The organism is Kitasatospora sp. NPDC056783 (assembly GCF_042789895.1).
Classification (GTDB): domain Bacteria; phylum Actinomycetota; class Actinomycetes; order Streptomycetales; family Streptomycetaceae; genus Kitasatospora.
Map to the genome: position 1 here is coordinate 22,212 of NZ_JBHUAF010000010.1, position 18,644 is coordinate 40,855.

Genomic DNA, 18,644 nt, shown 5'->3' on the forward strand with positions numbered 1-18,644 from the left:
CGGTACACGGACAGGGCACTCGGAGCATCCCATCCGATGCGCAACCAGGACACAACCGTGTCCGCCCCGCCCGACCGGCGGGTTCCGCGGCCGTTCCCGGCCCCACGCGCCGGGACCGTTCCGGCTCCGGACACACCGAAGGGCCCGGTGGCAGCCGGGCCCTTCGGTGTGAGGGTGGGTGTCAGGCAGTCGTGGGGGTGGGCCTAGAAGGCCTCCTCCGCCAGCTCCATGATCTCGTTGTCGATGCCCTCGGCGATCGCGCGCTGCGGGGCGATGGTCGGCAGGACGTTCTTGGCGAAGAAGCGGGCCGCCGCGACCTTGCCCTGGTAGAAGGGGACGTCCTTCTCCGAGGCGCCGGCCTCCAGCTTGGCCAGGGCCACCGCGGCCTGGCGCAGCAGCAGCCAGCCGACCACGACGTCGCCGGAGACCATCAGCAGGCGGGTGGTGTTGAGGCCCACCTTGTACATGTTCTTGACGTCCTGCTCGACCGAGGTCAGGTCGGCGATCAGCTTGCCGACGATGGCCGCCAGGTCGTCGGCGGCCTTGCCGAGCAGGGTGCGCTCGGCGGCCAGGGCCTCGCCGCCCTCGGCGGAGTCGACGAACTTCCGGATCTGCTCGGACAGCACGGTGAGCGCCTGGCCGCCGTCCTTGACGATCTTGCGGAAGAAGAAGTCCTGGCCCTGGATCGCCGTGGTGCCCTCGTACAGGGTGTCGATCTTGGCGTCCCGGATGTACTGCTCGATCGGGTACTCCTGGAGGTACCCGGAGCCGCCGAAGGTCTGGAGCGACTGGGCGAGCTGCTCGTAGGACTTCTCCGAGCCGTAGCCCTTGACGATCGGCAGCAGCAGGTCGTTCAGGCGCTCGGCGGCCTCGTCGTGCTCGCCGCGCAGCTTGGCGGCCGTCATGTCGTCCTGGACGGAGGCGGTGAACAGGACCAGCGCGCGCATGCCCTCGGCGTAGGCCTTCTGGGTCAGCAGCGAGCGGCGCACGTCCGGGTGGTGGGTGATGGTGACGCGCGGGGCGGTCTTGTCCAGGAACTGCGAGATGTCGGCGCCCTGCACGCGCTCCTTGGCGTACTCCAGGGCGTTCAGGTAGCCGGTGGAGAGGGTGGCGATGGCCTTCGTGCCGACCATCATGCGGGCGAACTCGATGATCTTGAACATCTGGCGGATGCCGTCGACCTTCTCGCCGAGCAGCCAGCCCTTGGCCGGGTGCTTGGCACCGAAGGTCATCTCGCAGGTGTTCGAGGCCTTGAGGCCCATCTTGTGCTCGACGTTGGTGGCGTAGACGCCGTTGCGCTCGCCCAGCTCGCCGGTCTCCCAGTCGAAGTCGAACTTGGGGACGATGAACAGGCCCAGGCCCTTGGTGCCCGGCTTGCCGCCCTCGGGGCGGGCCAGCACCATGTGGACGATGTTCTCGGACATGTCGTGCTCACCCGAGGTGATGAAGCGCTTCACGCCCTCGATGTGCCAGGAGCCGTCCTCCTGCTGGATCGCCTTGGTGCGGCCGGCGCCGACGTCGGAGCCCGCGTCGGGCTCGGTGAGGACCATGGTGGAGCCCCACAGGCGGTCGGTCATCCGCTTGGCGATCTCCAGCTGCTCCTCGGTGCCCTCGTCGGCGATGACGCCGGCGAAGGCCGGGCCGGAGGAGTACATCCAGATGGCCGGGTTGGAGCCCAGGATCTGCTCGGCGAAGGCCCAGATCAGCGAGTTCGGGGTGACCTGGCCGCCGATCGACTCCGGGATGCCCAGGCGCCACCACTCGGCGTCCATGAAGGTCTGGTAGCTCTTCTTGAAGGTGGCCGGGACCGGCGCGGTGCTGGTCTCCGGGTCGAAGACCGGCGGGTTGCGGTCGGTGTCGGCGAAGGACGCCGCGAGGTCGTTCTCGGCGAGGCGCGAGATCTCGCTCAGGATGTTCTTCGCGGTCTCGACGTCCATGTCCGCGAACGGTCCGGTGCCGTACACCTGCTCGCGGCCGAACACCTCGAAGAGGTTGAACTCCACGTCCCGCAGGTTGGACTTGTAGTGACCCATCGCCGTTATCTCCGGTTCGTCGCTTCCGGGAGACCGCCTTCCGGCGCCCCGTACCCACCAGTAGGCATCATGATGCTACCCAGCGGTAACTTGGGCAAGCCCCCGCCGGCCGATCCACCGCTATGAACGTGGTCACGTCCCACAGCCGGAACGGCCACTCCTTGTCAGGATCGATGCCAGCACAGGAGGGTGCGCTCCCGCTAGCCTGTCCGTGTGTACGGATATGACCAGAACACATACCCGGGCGATCCCTACCAGCAGCAGGCGGGGCCGCAGCCGGGCATGAACGGCATGCCCGGACCCGACGCCTACGGCGGGCAGTCGCAGACCCCCCAGCAGTCCCTCTACCCGGAACCCTCGCCTCCCTCACTCGCGGACGCGGTCCGGGCCTTCACCACCGGCTCGATGGCGGTCGAGGACTTCCAGGCGATCTTCATCACCTCGAAGGTGCACTGCCCCCGCGGCGACCGCCCCGGCTTCCTGGCGCTGCACAACACCCCGACGCCGGTGATCCCGATGTTCAGCTCGCTGAAGGAGTTGCGCCGCTACGCCGGCAAGGACTCCAAGCACTTCACCGTCACCGGCGCCGAGGTCCTGGACCTGCTGCCGACCGGCTACGGCTTCGCGCTGGACATGGAGGGCGAGCACCGGATGGTGTTCGACGCCAAGGCCGTCGAGCAGATGGTCGATTTCACGATGCGCCGGATGTACGGCTGACCCATCCTGGAAGAGGAGCCCCGCGCTCCTCCGTCACTACATAGTTCAACTTTCAACTTGCTTGTTGTTGAGAATTGAACTAACCTGAGGGACATCAGGCCGAAGCCACTCCCCAGAAGGAGGCCGACATGCCCGCCGTGACCGTCGACAACCCGCTGACCCTTCCGCGCGTCACCACGCCGGACCCCGCCGTCACGAGCGCCCGGCCGGTCCTGACCGTGGCCACCGCCCCCGAGGGCTACGAGGGCGAGGGCTTCCCCGTCCGCCGCGCCTTCGCCAGGATCAACCAGAAGTACCTCGACCCGTTCATCATGATGGACCAGATGGGCGAGGTGGATTACGCGGCCGGCGAGCCCAAGGGCACCCCCTGGCACCCGCACCGCGGCTTCGAGACCGTCACGTACATCATTGACGGAACGTTCATCCACCGGGACTCGCACGGCGGTGGCGGCACCATCACCGACGGCGACACCCAGTGGATGACCGCCGGCTCCGGCCTCCTGCACATCGAGACCCCGCCGGAGTCCCTGGTGCAGTCCGGCGGCCTCTTCCACGGCCTCCAGCTCTGGGTGAACCTGCCCGCCTCGGACAAGATGATCACCCCGAAGTACCAGGACATCCGCGGCGGCAGCGTCAAGCTGCTCAGCACCGAGGACGGCGGCGCGCTCCTGCGCGTCATCGCCGGCGAGCTGGACGGCCACCAGGGCCCCGGCGCCACCCACACCCCGATCACCATGATCCACGCGTCGATCAACCCCGGCGCCCAGATCACCCTGCCCTGGCGCGCCGACTTCAACGCCCTCGCCTACGGCCTCGCCGGCAACGGCTCGGCCGGCACCGAGCACCGCCCCTTCCACCGGGGCCAGGCCGTCGTCTTCGGCGACGGCGACTCCATCACCCTGCGCGCCGACGAGAAGCAGGACTCCCGCGACAACAACTTCGAGGTCGTCCTCCTCGGCGGCCTCCCGATCCGCGAACCCGTCGCCCACTACGGCCCGTTCGTCATGAACAGCCACCGCGAACTCCAGCAGGCCATGGAGGACTTCCAGGCCGGCCGCCTCGGCACCATCCCCGCCGACGGCCACTGAGCCCGCCCGCACGGCGGAGCGGCGGACCGGTCTCCGGTCCGCCGCTCCGTCACGTGCGGCGCTCCGTCATGCGCGGCGCTCCGTCACGTGGTCACAGCAGCGCGTAGAGCGCCGAGGCGTCGTCGTGGATCTTGCCGCGCGGCCAGCGCTCGCAGGTGGCGTCGGCCCGCTCCGCCGCCCGGACCTGGGAGATCAGCTCGGCCGGGCCGGACTCGGCGAGCAGCCGCAACACGTCGCCCCAACTGCCCAGCCCGAAGCGCTCGGTGTAGCGCGAGGCACCGTCGGTGAAGGCGGCCAGCGCGTACAGCCGGTCCAGCGGGACGAAGCCGGTCTCGGCGTGCTCGGCCGCGCGCGGGCTGGCGGCGGCGATCCACGGGCCGTTGCCCCGGTTGCGGGCGGCGCGCACGGCCAGCGCGTACTCCAGGTGCAGCGCGACCCGTTCGGCCGAGCCGGGGACGGTCTCCCAGACCTGGCGGCGCAGTTCCTCCCCGCCGGGGAAGCGCTGGTTGTCCCCGATCACCTTCGGCGGGCCGTCCTTGAAGTCCAGCACCAGCAGCGAGTCGCCGAGCACCAGGTACTCCAGCGACCGGCCGTGCCGCCGGGCCGCGACGACCATCGCGGCGGGGGTGTTGGGGTGGGCCAGGTCGCAGCGGCCGCCGTGCAGCGCGGCCGTCTCCACGATGGCGTCGGCCAGGCACTCGGCGATCGAGCGGTCCGCCCGGTCGGTGAGCCGGGCGAGCAGGTGGACGCCCAGCCGGCGCACGTACCAGGCCGTTCCGTGCCGGCATCCGGACTCCAGGCCGGCCGGCGAACCCGCGCCGTCCAGCAGGACCAGCGCCTCCGGCGAGGCCGCGGCGAAGTCCTCGCTCTCGCGGTCGGGCCGCCGCGCTTCCCCTGCGAGCTGTAGCTGCATCCCGACAGTGTGGCCGCCACACCGGCCCACGCCCAGACCCGTGCGCCGGTGTGGCGCGGGCCGGGGCGCGGTGCCCGGTGGCAGCCGAGGTGATTCGGCCATACCGTCGGACAGTGACCGGAGGATTCGGCCAATCGGAGCGGGTCGGGTTTGGGACACATCCGGGTGTCCGGGCGGCCCTCGAGTGACGAGGAGCGGGAGATGTTCTGGCAGTTCATCGTGGTGCTGGCCGCCTCGCTCGGCTTCCCGACCGCCGCACTGTTCTTCCTGATCGGCGGGCCGCGCTTCCCCGACGAGCGGCGCGGGCCCGAGCGGCGCCCCGGTACCGGGGCCCGCGGCGCCGGGGCCTCCAGGCTGTCCTAGGGTTTCCGGACCTCCTGGACCTCCGCCGACACCGCTTCCAGCAGGGCCGATCGGGCCAGCAGGTGCTCGTCCTCGCCCGCCGCGCCGATCACCTGGAGCCCCAGCGGCAGCCCCTGCGGGGTCCGCCCGGCCGGCAGGCTCAGCGCGGGCCGCCCGAGGAAGCTCCACGGCAGCGACATCACCGCGTCCCCCGTGCCGTGCAGGCCCTCCGGCGCCCCACCGGTCGCCGAGGGCGCCAGCCACAGGTCCACCCCGGCCGCCGCCTCCGCCGCGGCCACCCGCTCGCGCAGCCGCTCGCGGAACCGCAGGGCGGCCGCCCGGTCCCCGGCCTCGACGCCCCGGCCGGCCCGGATGCTCGCCGCCGTCTCCGGCCGGTAGAGCCCGCCGAAACGAGCGAACCAGTCGGCGTGGCCACGGGCCAGTTCGAACCGGTTGATCAGCTGTGACTGCCGCCTCACCTCGGCGAACTCCGGGAACAGCTCGACCCGTCGCACGGCCAGCCCGGCCCTCGCCAGCCGGTCCAGCCGGTCCTCGAAGGCCCGCAGCGCGCCCGGCTCGGCGCACTCCAGGTACGTCCCGTCCGGCACCCCGAGCACCGGTGCGGCCGGCCCGCCGGACGGCTGTTCCCCGGCACCGCCCCACCAGTCGTCGCAGAGCAGCGAGGCCGCCAGCGCCGCGCCCGCCAGGTCCGCGGTGAACACCCCGAGGGTGTCGAAGCTCGGCGCGTTCGGGATCACCCCCGCCATCGGAATGCGCCCGTGGGTCGGCCGGAAGCCCACCACCCCGCAGTACGCGGCCGGGCGGATCACCGAGCCCACCGTCTGGGTGCCGATCGCCAGCGGCACCAGCCCGGCCGCGACCGCCGCCGCCGAACCGCTGCTGGAGCCTCCCGGGGTGTGCCCCGGATGGTGCGGATTGCGGGTCGGGCCCGGGGCGCTCGCGGCGAACTCGGCGGTCACCGTCTTGCCCGCGACCAGCGCCCCCGCCGCCAGCAGCCGGTCCACCACCACGGCCTGCGGTCCGGCCAGCACCCCGGGCGGCAGCGCCGAACCACCGTGCGTGGGAAGGCCGTCCACGTGCACGATGTCCTTGACGCCCACCGCCACCCCGTACAGCGGCGGCCGGCCGCCCGGCTCCGGGTACCTCGCGGCCAGTTCCCGTGCCCGCGCGTGCAGCCTGTCGTGCCGCCCGGGCTCGGGCACGAACGCGTGGACCAGTGGATCCACCCGCTCGACCAGCGCGCACAACCGGTCGACGTACTCGGGCAGTTCGGGCACACCGGCACGCAGCCCGGCCGCCTCCCGGGTCAGCGACCGCGGCCGGACCAGAGGTTCCTCCATACCGAGCACGGTAGTGCCGCTTACGGGTGCTCGGCCGCCAGGTACGGAGCCTCGCGCAGGAAGTACGCCCCGCAGGTGTGGCAGCACAGCTCGGGGGTCTTCCCCCAGTCCACCGCCGACCGCACCGCCGCCGCCGGGTCGAGCTCCCGCCCGCACATCGCGACGCTCTCCTCACCCCGGACCACGTGCCACAGCCGTACCCCGCCGGCCGCGTCGCCGGCGCCGTACTCGGCTCGCATCTGGTGCATCATGCCCCCATCGTCCGGCGGCCCCGCGCACCCGGCAACCGGAACCGGAACCGGCCGATCCGGCCGATGGCCCGTACCACCAGTCCCGCCCACCTCACCGTGCACATACGAACCTTCTCGCACTGTGACATCCAGGTTGACTGGACCAATCGGCCGGTCGAAACTGACGGTGCGTACGCTCCAGACTCAGCCTACGGGGGGAACCGATGGGCGAAGCAACGCAGTTGACGCCTGATCATCTGTCCAGAATGCGAGCGGCTGCCGTCCGGGTCAGGGGACTGTCCCGGCGCCGCGCCGAAGTCCTCGCACTCATCGGAACCGACTGCTCCAACCAGGAGATCGCCGCCGCACTGCGGATCGAGGAACGGACGGTCAAGGCACACACCGCCGCGCTGTTCGAACAGCTCGGCGTCCACTCACGCATCCAACTGGCCCAGGCGGCGCTGCTGGTCCGCTTGGAGGACTGTACCTGAGGACACTGGTGGGCCTTGGGGCCCGGTGCTGAGATGGCCTTGCCCCGATCGGGGCATCGACAACCACCTTCCGTGTCACGAGAGATGGGAAATCACCATGCTCAAGTCCCGTGTGAGCCGTGTGGCCTCCGTGGCGGTCGCCGCCGTCGCCACGCTGACGCTCGGCACCGGCGCCGCCAACGCCCTCTACGTCACCGACTACACCACCGCCGCCAACATCCGGGGCGCCGCCGACACGGGCGCCACCATCAACGGCGTCGGCTACCCGGGCCACGGCACCAACGACTGGTGCTGGACCCCCGGTTCGGCGGTCAACGGCTACTACGCCTGGGACAGCAACACCGACAGGTCCACCAACGTCTGGGGCTACACCCACGAGGACTACATCGCCGGCGCCCGCGCGAACCAGCTGACCCACTGCTGATCGCACCACCGCGTCACGCCCTCTTCGCCCCACCGCTAATGGGGCGAAGAGGGCACCGTCCGAGACTACCGGCCCGCCCGAGCAACGAGGTCCACTCTTGAGGTCCCACCGCCGCACCGCCCTGCTCGTCGCTGCCGCCGGGCTCGCCCTGATCACCGGCTGCTCCTCCGGCAAGAGCGCCAGCCCGGCCCCCGGCGGCTCCGGCGGCCAGGCCGCGGCACCGGCCCTGACCGCGACGCCGACCCCGACGACCGTGGCCGACACCCAGCAGCTCCCGCTGCGGGCCTTCTCGGCGACCCCCCAGGAGCTGACCGGCATCGCGAGGGCGCAGGGCCTGCTCACCCAGGACTGCATGAAGCGGCTCGGCTTCGGCTCCTGGCAGCCGAACAACGCCGACCTCACCAAGGTCGGCAAGGACGACATGCCCACCCCGTACGGGTTCCTCAACGAGGCACAGGCCGCCCAGTACGGCTTCCACGCACCCGGCGCCGCCGGGGCGACCAAGGCCGGAGGCGGCACGCTGAACCCGGCCGAGTTCACCGCGCTGTCCGGGCTGAAGTCCCCGACCGGGGGCGAGCCCGCCGGCGGCGACACCCCGCCCGGCGGCTGCACGGGCGAGGCCGACCGCAAGCTCAAGAACGACAAGGCGCCCAGCGGCGACGTCTACGGTGACCTCACCGGCCAGTCCATGAACCGCACCAAGTCGGACGCCCGGGTCACCGCCGCCATCGCCGAGTGGGCCACCTGCATGAAGCAGAAGGGCTACGCCTACAGCACCCCGGAGAGCCTCAGCACCGAGTCCTGGGGGCCCACGGTGACCCAGCGGGAGATCGACACCGCCAAGGCCGACGTCGCCTGCACCAAGCAGACCAACCTCTCCGGCATCGCCTTCGGCGTGCAGAGCGCCATCCAGAAGCAGCTGATCGAGCAGCACGACAGCGAGTTGAAGGCCTACCGCGCCGCCATCCAGGCCCAGATCGACAAGGCGGCGGCGGTGCTGCGGGAGCACGGCCAGTGAGCCGCCACCGGCCCGCCCGCCCGCTACGGGCGTCGGTCGCCGCCCTGGCCGCCGGCGCCGCCCTCCTGGCCGCCACGGGCTGCTCCGGCACCTCCTCGGCCTCCCCGGACGGCGCGACCGCCACCGGCCCGTACGGCGAACCGCTGATCGCGGTCGACACCGACCTCCGGCAGCCGTACCTCAGCTACTGGGACGAGTGGACGAAGGTCGCCCGAGCCGCCGACGACCGGGCCGCCCCGCTCGACGCCCACGCCGACGAACCCAACCTCTCGATCCTGCGCGCCTCGGTCGGCCAGATGCACCAGGACAACCGCCGCATGGCCGGTGAGGTGAAGCACCGGCTGCTCGGCATGCGGGTCGACGGCGAGGCCCGCCGGATCTACGACTGCGTGGACCTGAACGCCTGGAAGATCGTCGACACGGGCACCGGACAGGAGATCGAACAAGTCGGTGAACGACCTGAGCAACTCAGCGTCATGACGATGCGTCAGATCAATGGGGTCTGGAAGGTCACGGACATCCAGAACCCGCTGCCGTGCCCGGGCGCCACCACCGGACCCTCGCCCCGCAGCTGACCTTGCCCGAGCGCGAAGCATCGAACGAAGCACCGGAGTTGGAAGCCGTGGAGACACCCGATCCCGAGACCGCCGCGACCGAACCCGCAGCGGCCGCCGCAGCGGAACCCGCCGTCCCGGCCGGGTCCACCGCGCGTCGGCGCCGGCGACTGATCGTCGTGATCGCCCTGGTCGCGGCGGTCACCGCCGGGGGCGGGATGTGGGCCGCCACCCTGATCCGCTCGCCGGAGCAGGCGGCCGCCGACACCAAGGCGCCGCCCGCCTCGGTGCTCACGGCGCCGGTGGTGCAGCGGGTGCTGTCCAACACCACCGTGCTGCGCGGGGTGTTCACGGCCGGCCAGTCCTTCCCGGTACAGCCGGGCGCGGTCTCGGCCAGTGCCGGCGGCCCGGGCGGCAGCCCTCCGATCGTCACGGCGCTGAAGGTCGACGGCGGGGCCTCCGTGGACTCCGGGCAGGTGCTGGCCGAGGTGTCGGGGCGCCCGGTGATCGCCCTGCCCGGCGCGACGCCCGCCTACCGCGACATGGCACCGGGCGAGAGCGGCGGCGACATAGGCCAGTTGCAGGACGTGCTCCGGGGCATGGGGCACTACTCCGGCGGCGACGAGAAGGGCTACTTCGGCGCCGCCACCAAGACGGCCGTGACCAAGCTCTACCAGAAGCTCGGCTACCCGGTGCCGACCACCGGCGACCAGACCGCCACCGCCGTCCGGACCGCCCAGCAGGCCGTGGACCAGGCCAAGCAGGCCGTCCAGGACCTGGAGAGCCAGCCCGCCCGCGGCAGCGAGCCGACCGCGGCGGCCGGCAAGCCCGGCGCGCCGGCCACGGGAACCGCGGCGGCCGGCGCGCCCGCCGGTGGTGCCGCCGCGCTCGGCCGCGCCCGCGCCGACCTCACCGCCAAGCAGCAGGAACTGGCCCGCGCCCAGGCCAAGGACGGCCCCCAACTGCCCGCCGCCGAAGTGGTGTTCCTGCCCGCGCTGCCGGCCCGGGTGGGCTCCGTCGGCGCCAAGGTCGGCGACAAGGTGACCGCCCCGGTCCTCACCCTCACCGCCGGCGGCCTCAACCTCACCGGCCACCTGCTCCCCGGCGACGCCCCGCTGGTCAAGCCCGGCATGGCCGTCACCGTGCTGTCCGAGACCACGGGTGTCCAACTGCCCGCCAAGGTCGGCTCGGTGGGCGCGCTCGTCACCCCCGGAAGCCCCGCCGCAGGCGGCGGCGCCAGCGCGCCGGCGGCGGCACCGGGGGCCGGCACCGACCCGTACGTCCCGCTGGTCGTCACGCCGGACGCGCCCTGGGATCCGGCGCTGGAGGGCCAGGACGTCCGGATCACCGTCGTCGCCGCCTCCACCCAGGGCGAGGTGCTGGCCGTGCCCTCCTCGGCCATCAGCTCGGGTGTCGACGGCCGCACCTCGGTGTCCGTCGCGGGCGCCGACGGCACCCGGCGCACCGTGGAGGTGACGGCGGGCGTCGCCGCGGACGGGTTCGTCGAGGTCAAGGCCGCCGCCGGGGCCGAACTCAAGCCCGGCGAGCAGGTCGTGGTGGGCCGGTGAGCGAGGACCGTCCGGCCCCGGAGCCCGGAACCCCGCCGGTCATCCGGCTGCGCGGGGTCTCCCGCACCTTCCCCGGTCCGCCGCCGGTCACCGCCCTGCACCCGCACGACCTGGAGATCGCCGCCGGCGAGTACGTCGCCGTGGTCGGCCCCTCGGGTTCCGGCAAGTCCACCTTCCTCAACCTGCTCGGGCTGCTCGACCGCCCCAGCGGCGGCACCTACGAACTCGACGGCATCGACACCGGCGCCCTCTCCGAAGCCCGCCGCACCGCGCTGCGCGGCCTGCGGATCGGCTTCGTCTTCCAGTCCTTCCACCTGCTGCCGTACCGCACCGCCATGGAGAACGTGATGCTCGCCCAGGTCTACACCGGCTCGCCCCGCGCGGGCCGGGCCGACGCCGCCCGGCGGGTGCTGGACCGGGTCGGCCTCGGCCACCGGACCGAGGCGCTGCCCTCCCGGATGTCCGGCGGCGAACGGCAGCGGGTCGCCGTCGCCCGCGCCCTGGTGAACCGGCCGTCGCTGCTGCTGTGCGACGAACCGACCGGCAACCTGGACTCGGCCACCGCCCTGCGGGTCATGGAGCTGTTCGAGGAACTGCACGAGGGCGGGCTGACCCTGCTGGTGATCACCCACGACCGCGAGGTCGCCGACCGGGCCCGGCGGACCATCACCATCCGGGACGGCCGGCTCACCGCGTCCACGGCGGCGGTCGAGCGGTGAGACTGCTGCCCCGACGCGGCCCCGGCGACGCCGACGTACCGCTCTCCCGGCTGAAGTCGCTCGACCTGCTGAGCGAAGCGCTGTCCGGCATGGTGCAGCGCCCGGGCCGCTCGGTGCTCACCCTGCTGGGCACCGTCCTCGGCGTCGGCGCCTTCGTCGCCGTCCTCGGGTTGACCTCCAGTGCCACCGGCCAGATCGGCAAGCGGTTCTCGTCCCTGCAGAACACCACCGTCACCCTGGTCGGCAGCGGACCGGACGTGGTCCTCGCCAACGGGCAGCACCGGGCCCCCATGGACTTCCCCGAGGACGCCGACCAGCGGGTGGGCCGGCTCAACGGCGCGATCGCGGCCGGGGTCTACTGGAACGCGCCGCTCACCGAGCCGAGGATCTCCACCTCCCCGGTGCCCGGCCCCGGCTCCGGCAGCGGACTGAACGTCCTGGCGCTCTCCCCCGGCGGGTTCGAGGCGATCGAGGCCCGGGTCTCCGCCGGCACCGTCTACAACGCCTTCCACAGCGAACGCGGCCTGCGCGTCGCCGTCCTGGGCTCGGCCGCCGCCGGACGGCTCGGCATCAGCCGCCTCGACGCCCACCCGGCGGTGTTCGTCAACGGCGTCGGGTTCACCGTCATCGGCGTCATCGACGGCAGCGAACGGCTGCCCGAGACGGCACTCGACGTCATGGTGCCCGCCACCACCGCCCGGACGCTCTGGGGCAACCCGCAGAGCGGGGAGAACGGCCGCGCCCGGATGGTGGTCCGCACCCGGACCGGCGCGGCCGGCCTGGTCGCCTCCCAGGCCCCGACCGCGCTGCGGCCCGAGACGCCCAGGAGCTTCGAGGCCCTCGCCCCGCCCGACCCGCACACCCTGCGGGACTCCGTCTCCACCGACCTGACCGGGCTGTTCCTGCTGCTGGCCGCCATCTGCCTGGTGATCGGCGCCGTCGGCATCGCCAACACCACCCTGGTGGCGGTCCTGGAACGCACCGGCGAGATCGGCCTGCGCCGCGCCCTCGGCGCCCGCCCCCGGCACATCGCCGCGCAGTTCCTCACCGAGTCCACCGTCCTCGGCACGCTCGGCGGACTGATCGGCACGGCCGTCGGCGTCGCCGTCGTCGTCCTGGTCGCCCTGGCCCGGGACTGGACCGCGCTGCTCCAGCCCTGGACGGTGCTGCCCGCTCCGCTCGCCGGCAGCCTCGTCGGCCTGCTGGCCGGCCTCTACCCGGCGCTGCGCGCCGCCACCGTGGAACCCGCCGAAGCCCTCCGCCGCTGACCCGCCCCGCCCGCCCTCAGGAAGCCCGCAGCAGCGCCCCGTCCTGCCACTTGAGGATCTTGTCGAAGCTCACGATCGCCCCCCGCAGCGGATGGTTGCGCAGCTGCACGTGGTCGGTGAGGGCGTGGATGAGGAACAGCCCGCGCCCGGACTCGGCGGTGAGGTCGGGGAGGGTGTCCAGGTCGACCGGGCGCAGCGTGGGGGCGGTGGGGCGGCCGGGCAGGACGTGGGTGTCGTACGGGTGGCCGTCGTGGCGGGGCCGGTGGGCGGCGAGCACGCGGGCCGGAACGGTGGCGCGGCCGCGGCGGGAGCGGCCGCGCGCGGCCGGCCGGACCGGGGCGGAGCCGACCGGGGCGGAGCCGACCGGACGGCGGGCGGGCACGGCGGGTGACACGGGCGCCGCGGGTCCGGGCAGGCCGGGGCCGGAGTCGGTGACCTCGATCCGCAGCCGGTCCCCGCTGATCGAGGCGGTGACCTGGAACCCGTCGTCCGGCCGCCCGGTGGCGCCGTGCTCGACGGCGTTGGCGCAGGCCTCGCTGAGGGCGACGCCGAGGTCGTCCGCGATCTGCGGGTCGACGCCCGCCGTCGCCATCGCACCGAGCAGGATGCGCCGGGCCAGCGGGACGCTGGCCGGGTCGCGCTTGAGGTGCAGAGTCCACCAGATGTCCACGGGAGGTCCCTCCTGGCTGCGGCTCCACATACAACTAGGTATCTCCGAACGATTCCCGGGTGAACCGTGCCCGAGGCCGGCTACCGCCCGTTCGGCGGATGGACTGGGGGCCGGGGTCTGTGCCGGGCGGGGCGTACGCCCCCTCGCACGCCGCGGCCGAAAGGGGCATTCGTAGGGATTTCCCACCCTGCCCGTCTCAGCGGCGTACGCAATGAGAGGATGGCCCGGCCATGACTGCCCTCGCCGCCGCCCCCCGCCCGGGCGCCTCCGGACCGGCCCAGCCGGTGGGGGCCGCCGCCTGGGACCTGCGGCTTGCCCGGGCGGTCCCGTTCGCGCTGGTGTGCACCCTGATAGCGGCCGCCGGGCACGCCCTGGCGGGCGGCGGGAACGTGCCGCCGACCGCGCTGGCGGCGGGCTTCGCCGTGATCCTCGCCTTCGCGTCGGTCTGCGGCGGACGGGAGCGTTCGCTGCCGGCCATCGCCGGGGCGCTGGGGGCCGGGCAGCTCGTGCTGCACTGCCTCTTCCACGGTTTCCACTCCGCCATGCCCGGCATGCACCACGGCGGCTCCGGCCCGCTGACGGTGCCGCAGGTGGCCGGCCGGCTGATCTGCAACGAGGCCCGGCCCGGCACGCTGCTCGGCCTGCCCGGCGGCCCGTCCCCGGAGCAGCTGGTCTCCTCCGCGGGTCTGGACCCGCAGGCGTACGCCACCGTGTCCTGGTGGCAGGCCGGCGTGTTCGGGATGACGCCGTCGATGCTGGCCGGGCACCTGGCCGCCGCGCTGGTCGCGGGCTGGTGGCTGCGGCGCGGCGAGGCGGCGCTGTGGCGGCTGCTGCGGGTGGCCGCCGCGGCGGCCCGGGAGCACTGGACGGCGCCGTTGCGGACGGTGTTCGCGCTGGTGGCCGCGCTGCTGCGCGGTCTGTTCGGCGCGGCCGGTCCGGCCCGCCGGTTCGGGGCCCGGGACGGCGAGGACCTGCTCCCGGCGGGTGCGGTGCTGCGGCACAGCGTGGTGCGGCGCGGCCCGCCGTGCGGGGCCCTCGCGTACTGACCGACGTTCCTGGTGCCCGTGCGGACCCGGGTTCGCGGTGTGCGCACCGTCCGGCCGTTCCCCGTGTACCGGGGCGGTCCGAGGCACAGCCCCCACGTCCCCACGCGCGGCCCGCCGAGGCACGGTTCACGTCCGTCGCCCGGTCCCGGTGCCGCCGAGCTCCGATCGGAGACCCGCATCATGCGTTCCCTTCCCACCCGTCGCATCGCCGCCGTCGCCCTCACCGCCGCCGCCTCCGTGGTGGCGCTGGCCGGCCCCGCGTTCGCGCACGTCACCGTGAACCCGGGCGCGGCCGCCCAGGGCGGTTACACGGCCGTCGACTTCCGGGTGCCGAACGAGAGCGACACGGCGAGCACGGTGAAGCTGGAGGTCAACCTCCCGCTGGACCACCCGCTGGCCTCGGTCCGGACCCTGCCGCTGCCGGGCTGGACCGCCGCGGTCGAGAAGGCCAAGCTCGACAAGCCGATCAAGGTGCACGGCAACGACGTGACCGAGGCCGTCTCCAAGATCACCTGGACCGCCGACGCCGGCGCCAAGATCGCCCCCGGCCAGTTCCAGGAGTTCCGGGTCTCGCTCGGCCCGCTGCCGACCGACACCGACAACCTGGTCTTCAAGACCCTCCAGACCTACGACAACGGCGACATCTCCCGCTGGATCGACGAGACCAAGGACGGCCAGCCCGAGCCGGCCAAGCCCGCGCCCGTCCTGAAGCTCACCAAGGCCGCCGAGGGCGACGGCCACGGCGTCACCGCCTCCCCGGCCGCGACCGCGGGCAGCTCGGACCACGCCGCGGCCTCCGGCGACGCCGGGTCCAGCGACTCCACCGCCCGCACCCTGGGCGTGGTCGGCATCGTGGTCGGCGTGATCGGCACCGCCGTCGGCGTGCTCGGTCTGCGCCGCAAGAGCGGCTCCGCTTCCTGACCCCCCGCGCCGGCGGGGCCGTACCCCACCCACCGGTGCGGCCCCGCCGGCGGTCCACCGCGCACGATCGGAACTCCCATGCACCGCACCACCCGTCTGGCCGGCGCCGCCGCCCTCGCGCTGGCCGCCGCCCTGACCCTCTCCGCCTGCGGCTCCTCCGGCAGCGGCTCCTCCGCCGCCAAGGTCACCCAGCAGAAGGAGAACACCCCGTACCAGGGCACCAAGCTCGCCAAGAACTTCGAGAAGCCGGACCTCCAGCTGACCGACACCTCCGGGCAGCCCTTCGACCTGCGTCAGCAGACCAACGGCAAGGCCACCCTGCTGTTCTTCGGCTACACCAGCTGCCCGGACGTCTGCCCGACCACCATGGGCGACATCGGCGTCGCGATGAAGGCGCTCCCCGAGGCCGAACGGCAGAAGATCAACGTCGTCTTCGTCTCCACCGACCCGGAGCGCGACAACCCGAAGGTGCTGCGCACCTGGCTGGACTCGATGGGCAGCGACTTCATAGGCCTCACCGGGGACCTGGCCAAGGTGAAGACCGCGGCCAGGTCGCTCGGCATCATGATCGAGGACCCGGTGGTCAACGCCGACGGCACGGTCACCTCGACCCACGGCGCGCAGGTGCTGGCCTTCCTCCCCTCGGACGACAAGGCGCACGTGCTCTACATGAGCGGCACCGAGGAGAAGACCTACGAGCACGACCTGCCGCTGCTCGCCAAGGGGGTCGCGGCGTGACCTCGGTGACCACCGGAACCCGCCGCTTCCGCCGCACCGCCCTGCTCGGCGCCGTCGTCGCCACGGCGCTGGGCGGCAGCGCCGTCCTGGCGGCCTGCGGGAGCGGCGACGGCACCGCCGGCCCGGACGCCGCCTCCAGCGGCCCGGCCAGGATCAGCGTCGCCGACTCCTACATCCCGCTGCCCCCGGCCGGCGGCATGGCGGCCGGCTACCTGACCGTCCGCAACGACGGCGGCCACGACGAACTGCTCAAGGTGAGCAGCCCGGCCGCCCGGTCGGTCACCATGCACCGCTCGACCGAGTCGACGATGGAGCAGGTGGACAGCCTGGACGTCCCCGCGCACGGCGACCTGCGGCTCGCCCGCGGCGGCAACCACCTCATGATCATGGGGTGGCAGAAGGCCCCCGCCCTCGGTGACGAGCTGGAGCTCGACCTCACCTTCGCCAAGTCCGGCACCATCTCCGTGAAGGTGCCGGTCAAGGAGCTCACCTACCGCCCCGGCCAGAGTTAGGGAACCCGCCACCATGCAGTCGGCCGGCCTGGAGAAGGCCACCCACCGTCGGATCGCCGGGGTGTTCGCGGTACTCGGCGCGTTGCTCGCGCTGATGCTCGCGGGCGCCGGGCCGGCCTCCGCGCACGCCACCCTGGATTCCACCGACCCCCGGCAGAACTCGGTGGTCGCCACCGCCCCGCAAGCGGTCACGCTGACCTTCAGCGAGTCCGTCTCGCTCTCCGGCGACTCCGTCCGGGTGCTCGACCCGGCCGGCAAGCCGGTGGACACCGGCGACCCGGCGCACGCCGACGGCAAGGGCAACACCGCCCGGGTCGGGCTGAAGGGAGGCCTCGCCAACGGCACGTACACGGTGGCGTGGCGGGCCGTGTCGGATGACTCGCACCCGGTCGGCGGGGCGTTCACCTTCTCCATCGGCGCGCCCTCGGACACCTCGGTGTCGGCCACCGCGCTCCAGGGCGCCAAGGCCGACGGCCTGGTCGCCGCCCTGTACGGCACCGGGCGCACCGTCGCCTACGCGGCCTTCGCGCTGCTGGTCGGCGTCGCCGCCTTCGTGCTGGTGTGCTGGCCGGCCGGCACCGCCCGGCGCCGGGTGCAGCGGCTGCTGATGACCGGCTGGACGGCGCTGCTGGTCTCCACCGTCGCGGTGCTGATGCTGCGCGGCCCGTACGAGCGCGGTTCGGGCATCGGACAGGCCTTCGACCTGTCACTGGTACGGGCGACGCTGGACGAGCGGATCGGCACCGCGCTGGCCGCCCGGCTGCTGCTGCTCGCGGCGAGCGGGGTGTTCCTGTCGCTGCTGGTCGGGCAGCTGGGGCAGCCGCCGAAGCCGCTCCCCGCGGCGGCGGAGCCGGACGGGGACGACGCCGAGGCCGTCGAACTGCGCGAGCTGGAGCGGCGGGCCGCCACGCGGCCGCAGCGCGAGGTCCGGCTCGGCCTCGGGGTGGCCGGGCTGGTGCTGGCGGTCGCCCTCTCGGCGACCTGGGTCGGCGCCGACCACGCCTCGGTGGGCATCCAGGTCTGGCTGGCGCTGCCGCTCGGCGTGCTGCACCTGATCGCGATGGCGCTCTGGCTGGGCGGGCTGGCCGCGCTGCTGGTCGCGCTGCGCGAGGGCGTCGGGGCCGGGGTGGTGGACCGCTTCTCGAAGATCGCGTTCGGGTCGGTGGCCGTGCTGGCCGTGACCGGGGTCTACCAGTCCTGGCGGGGCCTGGGCGGCTGGGGGGCGCTGACCGGCACCGAGTACGGGCGGCTGCTGCTGGTGAAGAGCGGCTGCGTGCTCGTGATGCTCGGCGTCGCCTGGATGTCCCGCGCCTGGCTGGCCAAGCTGCGCTCGACCCCGGCCGAGGCGGCGGAGGTCGAGCCGGCCGAGGCCGCACCGGTCGAGCTGCCGGAGCCGGTCGCGGTCGCGGCGCACGGCGAGGACCCGGTCCGGCGGGCGCAGCTGGAGCGCCAGCGGGCCGCCCTGCGCAGCGCCGGACGCGACCGCGGGCTGACCCCGACCCGGGCCGGGCTGCGCCGCTCGGTGCTGGTCGAGGCGCTGGTCGCGGTGGCGGTGCTGGTGGTCACCACGATGCTGACCAACTCCCCGCCCGGGCGGGTGGCGGGCGAGGTCAGGGCCGGGGCCGCCGCTCCGGTCGCCGACGGGGCCGCGGCGGCGCCGCGGACCGAGCCGGGCCGCACCGTCGCCCTCAAGCTCCCGTACGACACCAAGGGCCGGACGCCGAACGCCAAGGGCACCGCGACCGTCACCCTCAACCCGGCCGGGACCGGACCGAACGAGGTGAAGCTCGCACTGGACGGTGTGGACGGGCAACCGGTGGACGTTCCCGAAGTACAGCTAGCCTTCACCCTGCCGGACCGCGACCTCGGCCCCCTGCCGGTCGCGCTGACCCCGGAGGGCGTCGGCCGCTGGAGCGGCACGGCCCAGCTCCCGCTGGCGGGGACCTGGGTGGTGTCGGTGCAGATCCGCTCCTCCGACATTGACCAGACCACCCCGACCCAGCAGTTCAAGATCGGATGAGCGAGATGACG

General features: G+C 73.4%; 20 protein-coding genes. 15 read left to right on the plus strand and 5 right to left on the minus strand.

From position 1 onward, the window contains the following. Positions 1-203: 203 nt before the first annotated feature. On the minus strand, positions 204-2,033 hold the full coding sequence (locus tag ACFRMQ_RS03475) for an acyl-CoA dehydrogenase (protein WP_380726436.1): 1,830 nt from the start codon (positions 2,031-2,033) through the stop codon (positions 204-206). A 213-nt stretch (positions 2,034-2,246) separates the two neighbouring features. Here ACFRMQ_RS03475 and ACFRMQ_RS03480 point away from each other — a divergent pair, with 213 nt between their 5' ends. Both ACFRMQ_RS03480 and ACFRMQ_RS03485 read left to right on the plus strand, forming a co-directional pair. Beyond that, the gene (locus ACFRMQ_RS03480; RefSeq protein ID WP_380694023.1) at positions 2,247-2,750 is read left to right on the plus strand and encodes an SseB family protein; all 504 of its coding nucleotides are present in this window, start codon (positions 2,247-2,249) and stop codon (positions 2,748-2,750) included. A 128-nt stretch (positions 2,751-2,878) separates the two neighbouring features. Then, entirely contained in the window at positions 2,879-3,838 is a 960-nt protein-coding gene (locus tag ACFRMQ_RS03485; protein ID WP_380726438.1) for a pirin family protein, read from the plus strand. Positions 3,839-3,929: 91 nt separating this feature from the next. Here the strand turns inward: ACFRMQ_RS03485 and ACFRMQ_RS03490 are convergent, their stop codons facing one another. Further along, a complete protein-coding gene (locus ACFRMQ_RS03490) occupies positions 3,930-4,751 on the minus strand; it encodes a protein phosphatase 2C domain-containing protein (RefSeq protein WP_380726440.1) in 822 nt (273 codons plus the stop codon). Between the two features lie 201 nt (positions 4,752-4,952). Between ACFRMQ_RS03490 and ACFRMQ_RS03495 the strand changes: the two genes are divergently transcribed. Further along, positions 4,953-5,114, plus strand: a complete 162-nt coding sequence (locus tag ACFRMQ_RS03495; RefSeq protein WP_380726442.1) for a hypothetical protein — start codon at positions 4,953-4,955, stop codon at positions 5,112-5,114. On the opposite strand, the gene ACFRMQ_RS03500 is transcribed toward ACFRMQ_RS03495, so the two are convergent. Together ACFRMQ_RS03500 and ACFRMQ_RS03505 are read right to left on the minus strand one after the other, a co-directional pair. Then, complete coding sequence (locus ACFRMQ_RS03500) at positions 5,111-6,454, minus strand: amidase (RefSeq protein ID WP_380726444.1); 1,344 nt, start codon at positions 6,452-6,454, stop codon at positions 5,111-5,113. The genes ACFRMQ_RS03495 and ACFRMQ_RS03500 overlap by 4 nt on opposite strands. A 20-nt stretch (positions 6,455-6,474) precedes the next feature. Next, on the minus strand, positions 6,475-6,705 hold the full coding sequence (locus ACFRMQ_RS03505) for a hypothetical protein (protein WP_380726446.1): 231 nt from the start codon (positions 6,703-6,705) through the stop codon (positions 6,475-6,477). A gap of 245 nt (positions 6,706-6,950) precedes the next feature. On the opposite strand from ACFRMQ_RS03505, the gene ACFRMQ_RS03510 reads away from it, so the two are divergent. The 7 genes from ACFRMQ_RS03510 (at position 6,951) to ACFRMQ_RS03540 (ending at position 12,726) form a co-directional block, all read left to right on the plus strand. Continuing rightward, positions 6,951-7,175, plus strand: a complete 225-nt coding sequence (locus ACFRMQ_RS03510) for a LuxR C-terminal-related transcriptional regulator (RefSeq protein ID WP_380726448.1) — start codon at positions 6,951-6,953, stop codon at positions 7,173-7,175. A gap of 97 nt (positions 7,176-7,272) precedes the next feature. Further along, the gene (locus ACFRMQ_RS03515; RefSeq protein WP_380726450.1) at positions 7,273-7,599 is read left to right on the plus strand and encodes a hypothetical protein; all 327 of its coding nucleotides are present in this window, start codon (positions 7,273-7,275) and stop codon (positions 7,597-7,599) included. 97 nt (positions 7,600-7,696) lie between these two features. Continuing rightward, positions 7,697-8,617, plus strand: coding sequence for a hypothetical protein (locus tag ACFRMQ_RS03520; RefSeq protein ID WP_380726452.1), 921 nt, complete (start codon positions 7,697-7,699; stop codon positions 8,615-8,617). After that, positions 8,614-9,192 (plus strand): hypothetical protein, encoded by a 579-nt coding sequence (locus ACFRMQ_RS03525; protein ID WP_380726454.1) that lies wholly within the window; start codon positions 8,614-8,616, stop codon positions 9,190-9,192. The genes ACFRMQ_RS03520 and ACFRMQ_RS03525 overlap by 4 nt, the downstream gene beginning before the upstream one ends. Positions 9,193-9,239: 47 nt before the next feature. Further along, complete coding sequence (locus ACFRMQ_RS03530) at positions 9,240-10,739, plus strand: peptidoglycan-binding protein (RefSeq protein WP_380726456.1); 1,500 nt, start codon at positions 9,240-9,242, stop codon at positions 10,737-10,739. Beyond that, positions 10,736-11,458 carry an ABC transporter ATP-binding protein gene (locus ACFRMQ_RS03535; protein ID WP_380726458.1) on the plus strand — a complete coding sequence of 241 codons (723 nt, stop codon included), beginning with the start codon at positions 10,736-10,738 and terminating at the stop codon, positions 11,456-11,458. The genes ACFRMQ_RS03530 and ACFRMQ_RS03535 overlap by 4 nt, the downstream gene beginning before the upstream one ends. 5 nt (positions 11,459-11,463) lie before the next feature. After that, positions 11,464-12,726, plus strand: a complete 1,263-nt coding sequence (locus tag ACFRMQ_RS03540; RefSeq protein ID WP_380726494.1) for an ABC transporter permease — start codon at positions 11,464-11,466, stop codon at positions 12,724-12,726. A 16-nt stretch (positions 12,727-12,742) separates the two neighbouring features. On the opposite strand, the gene ACFRMQ_RS03545 is transcribed toward ACFRMQ_RS03540, so the two are convergent. Next, on the minus strand, positions 12,743-13,396 hold the full coding sequence (locus tag ACFRMQ_RS03545) for an ATP-binding protein (RefSeq protein ID WP_380726460.1): 654 nt from the start codon (positions 13,394-13,396) through the stop codon (positions 12,743-12,745). Between the two features lie 230 nt (positions 13,397-13,626). Between ACFRMQ_RS03545 and ACFRMQ_RS03550 the strand changes: the two genes are divergently transcribed. From ACFRMQ_RS03550 to ACFRMQ_RS03570, 5 genes are all read left to right on the plus strand, one after another. Then, complete coding sequence (locus ACFRMQ_RS03550; protein ID WP_380726462.1) at positions 13,627-14,442, plus strand: hypothetical protein; 816 nt, start codon at positions 13,627-13,629, stop codon at positions 14,440-14,442. Positions 14,443-14,622: 180 nt separating this feature from the next. After that, positions 14,623-15,363 carry a YcnI family protein gene (locus tag ACFRMQ_RS03555; protein WP_380726464.1) on the plus strand — a complete coding sequence of 247 codons (741 nt, stop codon included), beginning with the start codon at positions 14,623-14,625 and terminating at the stop codon, positions 15,361-15,363. Positions 15,364-15,441: 78 nt separating this feature from the next. After that, complete coding sequence (locus tag ACFRMQ_RS03560; protein WP_380726466.1) at positions 15,442-16,101, plus strand: SCO family protein; 660 nt, start codon at positions 15,442-15,444, stop codon at positions 16,099-16,101. Continuing rightward, positions 16,098-16,613, plus strand: a complete 516-nt coding sequence (locus ACFRMQ_RS03565) for a copper chaperone PCu(A)C (protein ID WP_380726468.1) — start codon at positions 16,098-16,100, stop codon at positions 16,611-16,613. The genes ACFRMQ_RS03560 and ACFRMQ_RS03565 overlap by 4 nt, the downstream gene beginning before the upstream one ends. Before the next feature lie 13 nt (positions 16,614-16,626). Beyond that, positions 16,627-18,633, plus strand: coding sequence for a copper resistance protein CopC (locus ACFRMQ_RS03570; protein WP_380726470.1), 2,007 nt, complete (start codon positions 16,627-16,629; stop codon positions 18,631-18,633). Positions 18,634-18,644: the final 11 nt, after the last annotated feature.

Bases quoted from the DNA above. Each gene is read 5' to 3' on its own strand.
- ACFRMQ_RS03475 (WP_380726436.1), bottom strand. From the start codon at position 2,033: ATGGGTCACTACAAGTCCAACCTGCGGGACGTGGAGTTCAACCTCTTC.
- ACFRMQ_RS03485 (WP_380726438.1), top strand. From the start codon at position 2,879: ATGCCCGCCGTGACCGTCGACAACCCGCTGACCCTTCCGCGCGTCACC.
- ACFRMQ_RS03490 (WP_380726440.1), bottom strand. From the start codon at position 4,751: ATGCAGCTACAGCTCGCAGGGGAAGCGCGGCGGCCCGACCGCGAGAGC.
- ACFRMQ_RS03495 (WP_380726442.1), top strand. From the start codon at position 4,953: ATGTTCTGGCAGTTCATCGTGGTGCTGGCCGCCTCGCTCGGCTTCCCG.
- ACFRMQ_RS03500 (WP_380726444.1), bottom strand. From the start codon at position 6,454: ATGGAGGAACCTCTGGTCCGGCCGCGGTCGCTGACCCGGGAGGCGGCC.
- ACFRMQ_RS03505 (WP_380726446.1), bottom strand. From the start codon at position 6,705: ATGATGCACCAGATGCGAGCCGAGTACGGCGCCGGCGACGCGGCCGGC.
- ACFRMQ_RS03510 (WP_380726448.1), top strand. From the start codon at position 6,951: ATGCGAGCGGCTGCCGTCCGGGTCAGGGGACTGTCCCGGCGCCGCGCC.
- ACFRMQ_RS03515 (WP_380726450.1), top strand. From the start codon at position 7,273: ATGCTCAAGTCCCGTGTGAGCCGTGTGGCCTCCGTGGCGGTCGCCGCC.
- ACFRMQ_RS03550 (WP_380726462.1), top strand. From the start codon at position 13,627: ATGACTGCCCTCGCCGCCGCCCCCCGCCCGGGCGCCTCCGGACCGGCC.
- ACFRMQ_RS03555 (WP_380726464.1), top strand. From the start codon at position 14,623: ATGCGTTCCCTTCCCACCCGTCGCATCGCCGCCGTCGCCCTCACCGCC.
- ACFRMQ_RS03560 (WP_380726466.1), top strand. From the start codon at position 15,442: ATGCACCGCACCACCCGTCTGGCCGGCGCCGCCGCCCTCGCGCTGGCC.
- ACFRMQ_RS03570 (WP_380726470.1), top strand. From the start codon at position 16,627: ATGCAGTCGGCCGGCCTGGAGAAGGCCACCCACCGTCGGATCGCCGGG.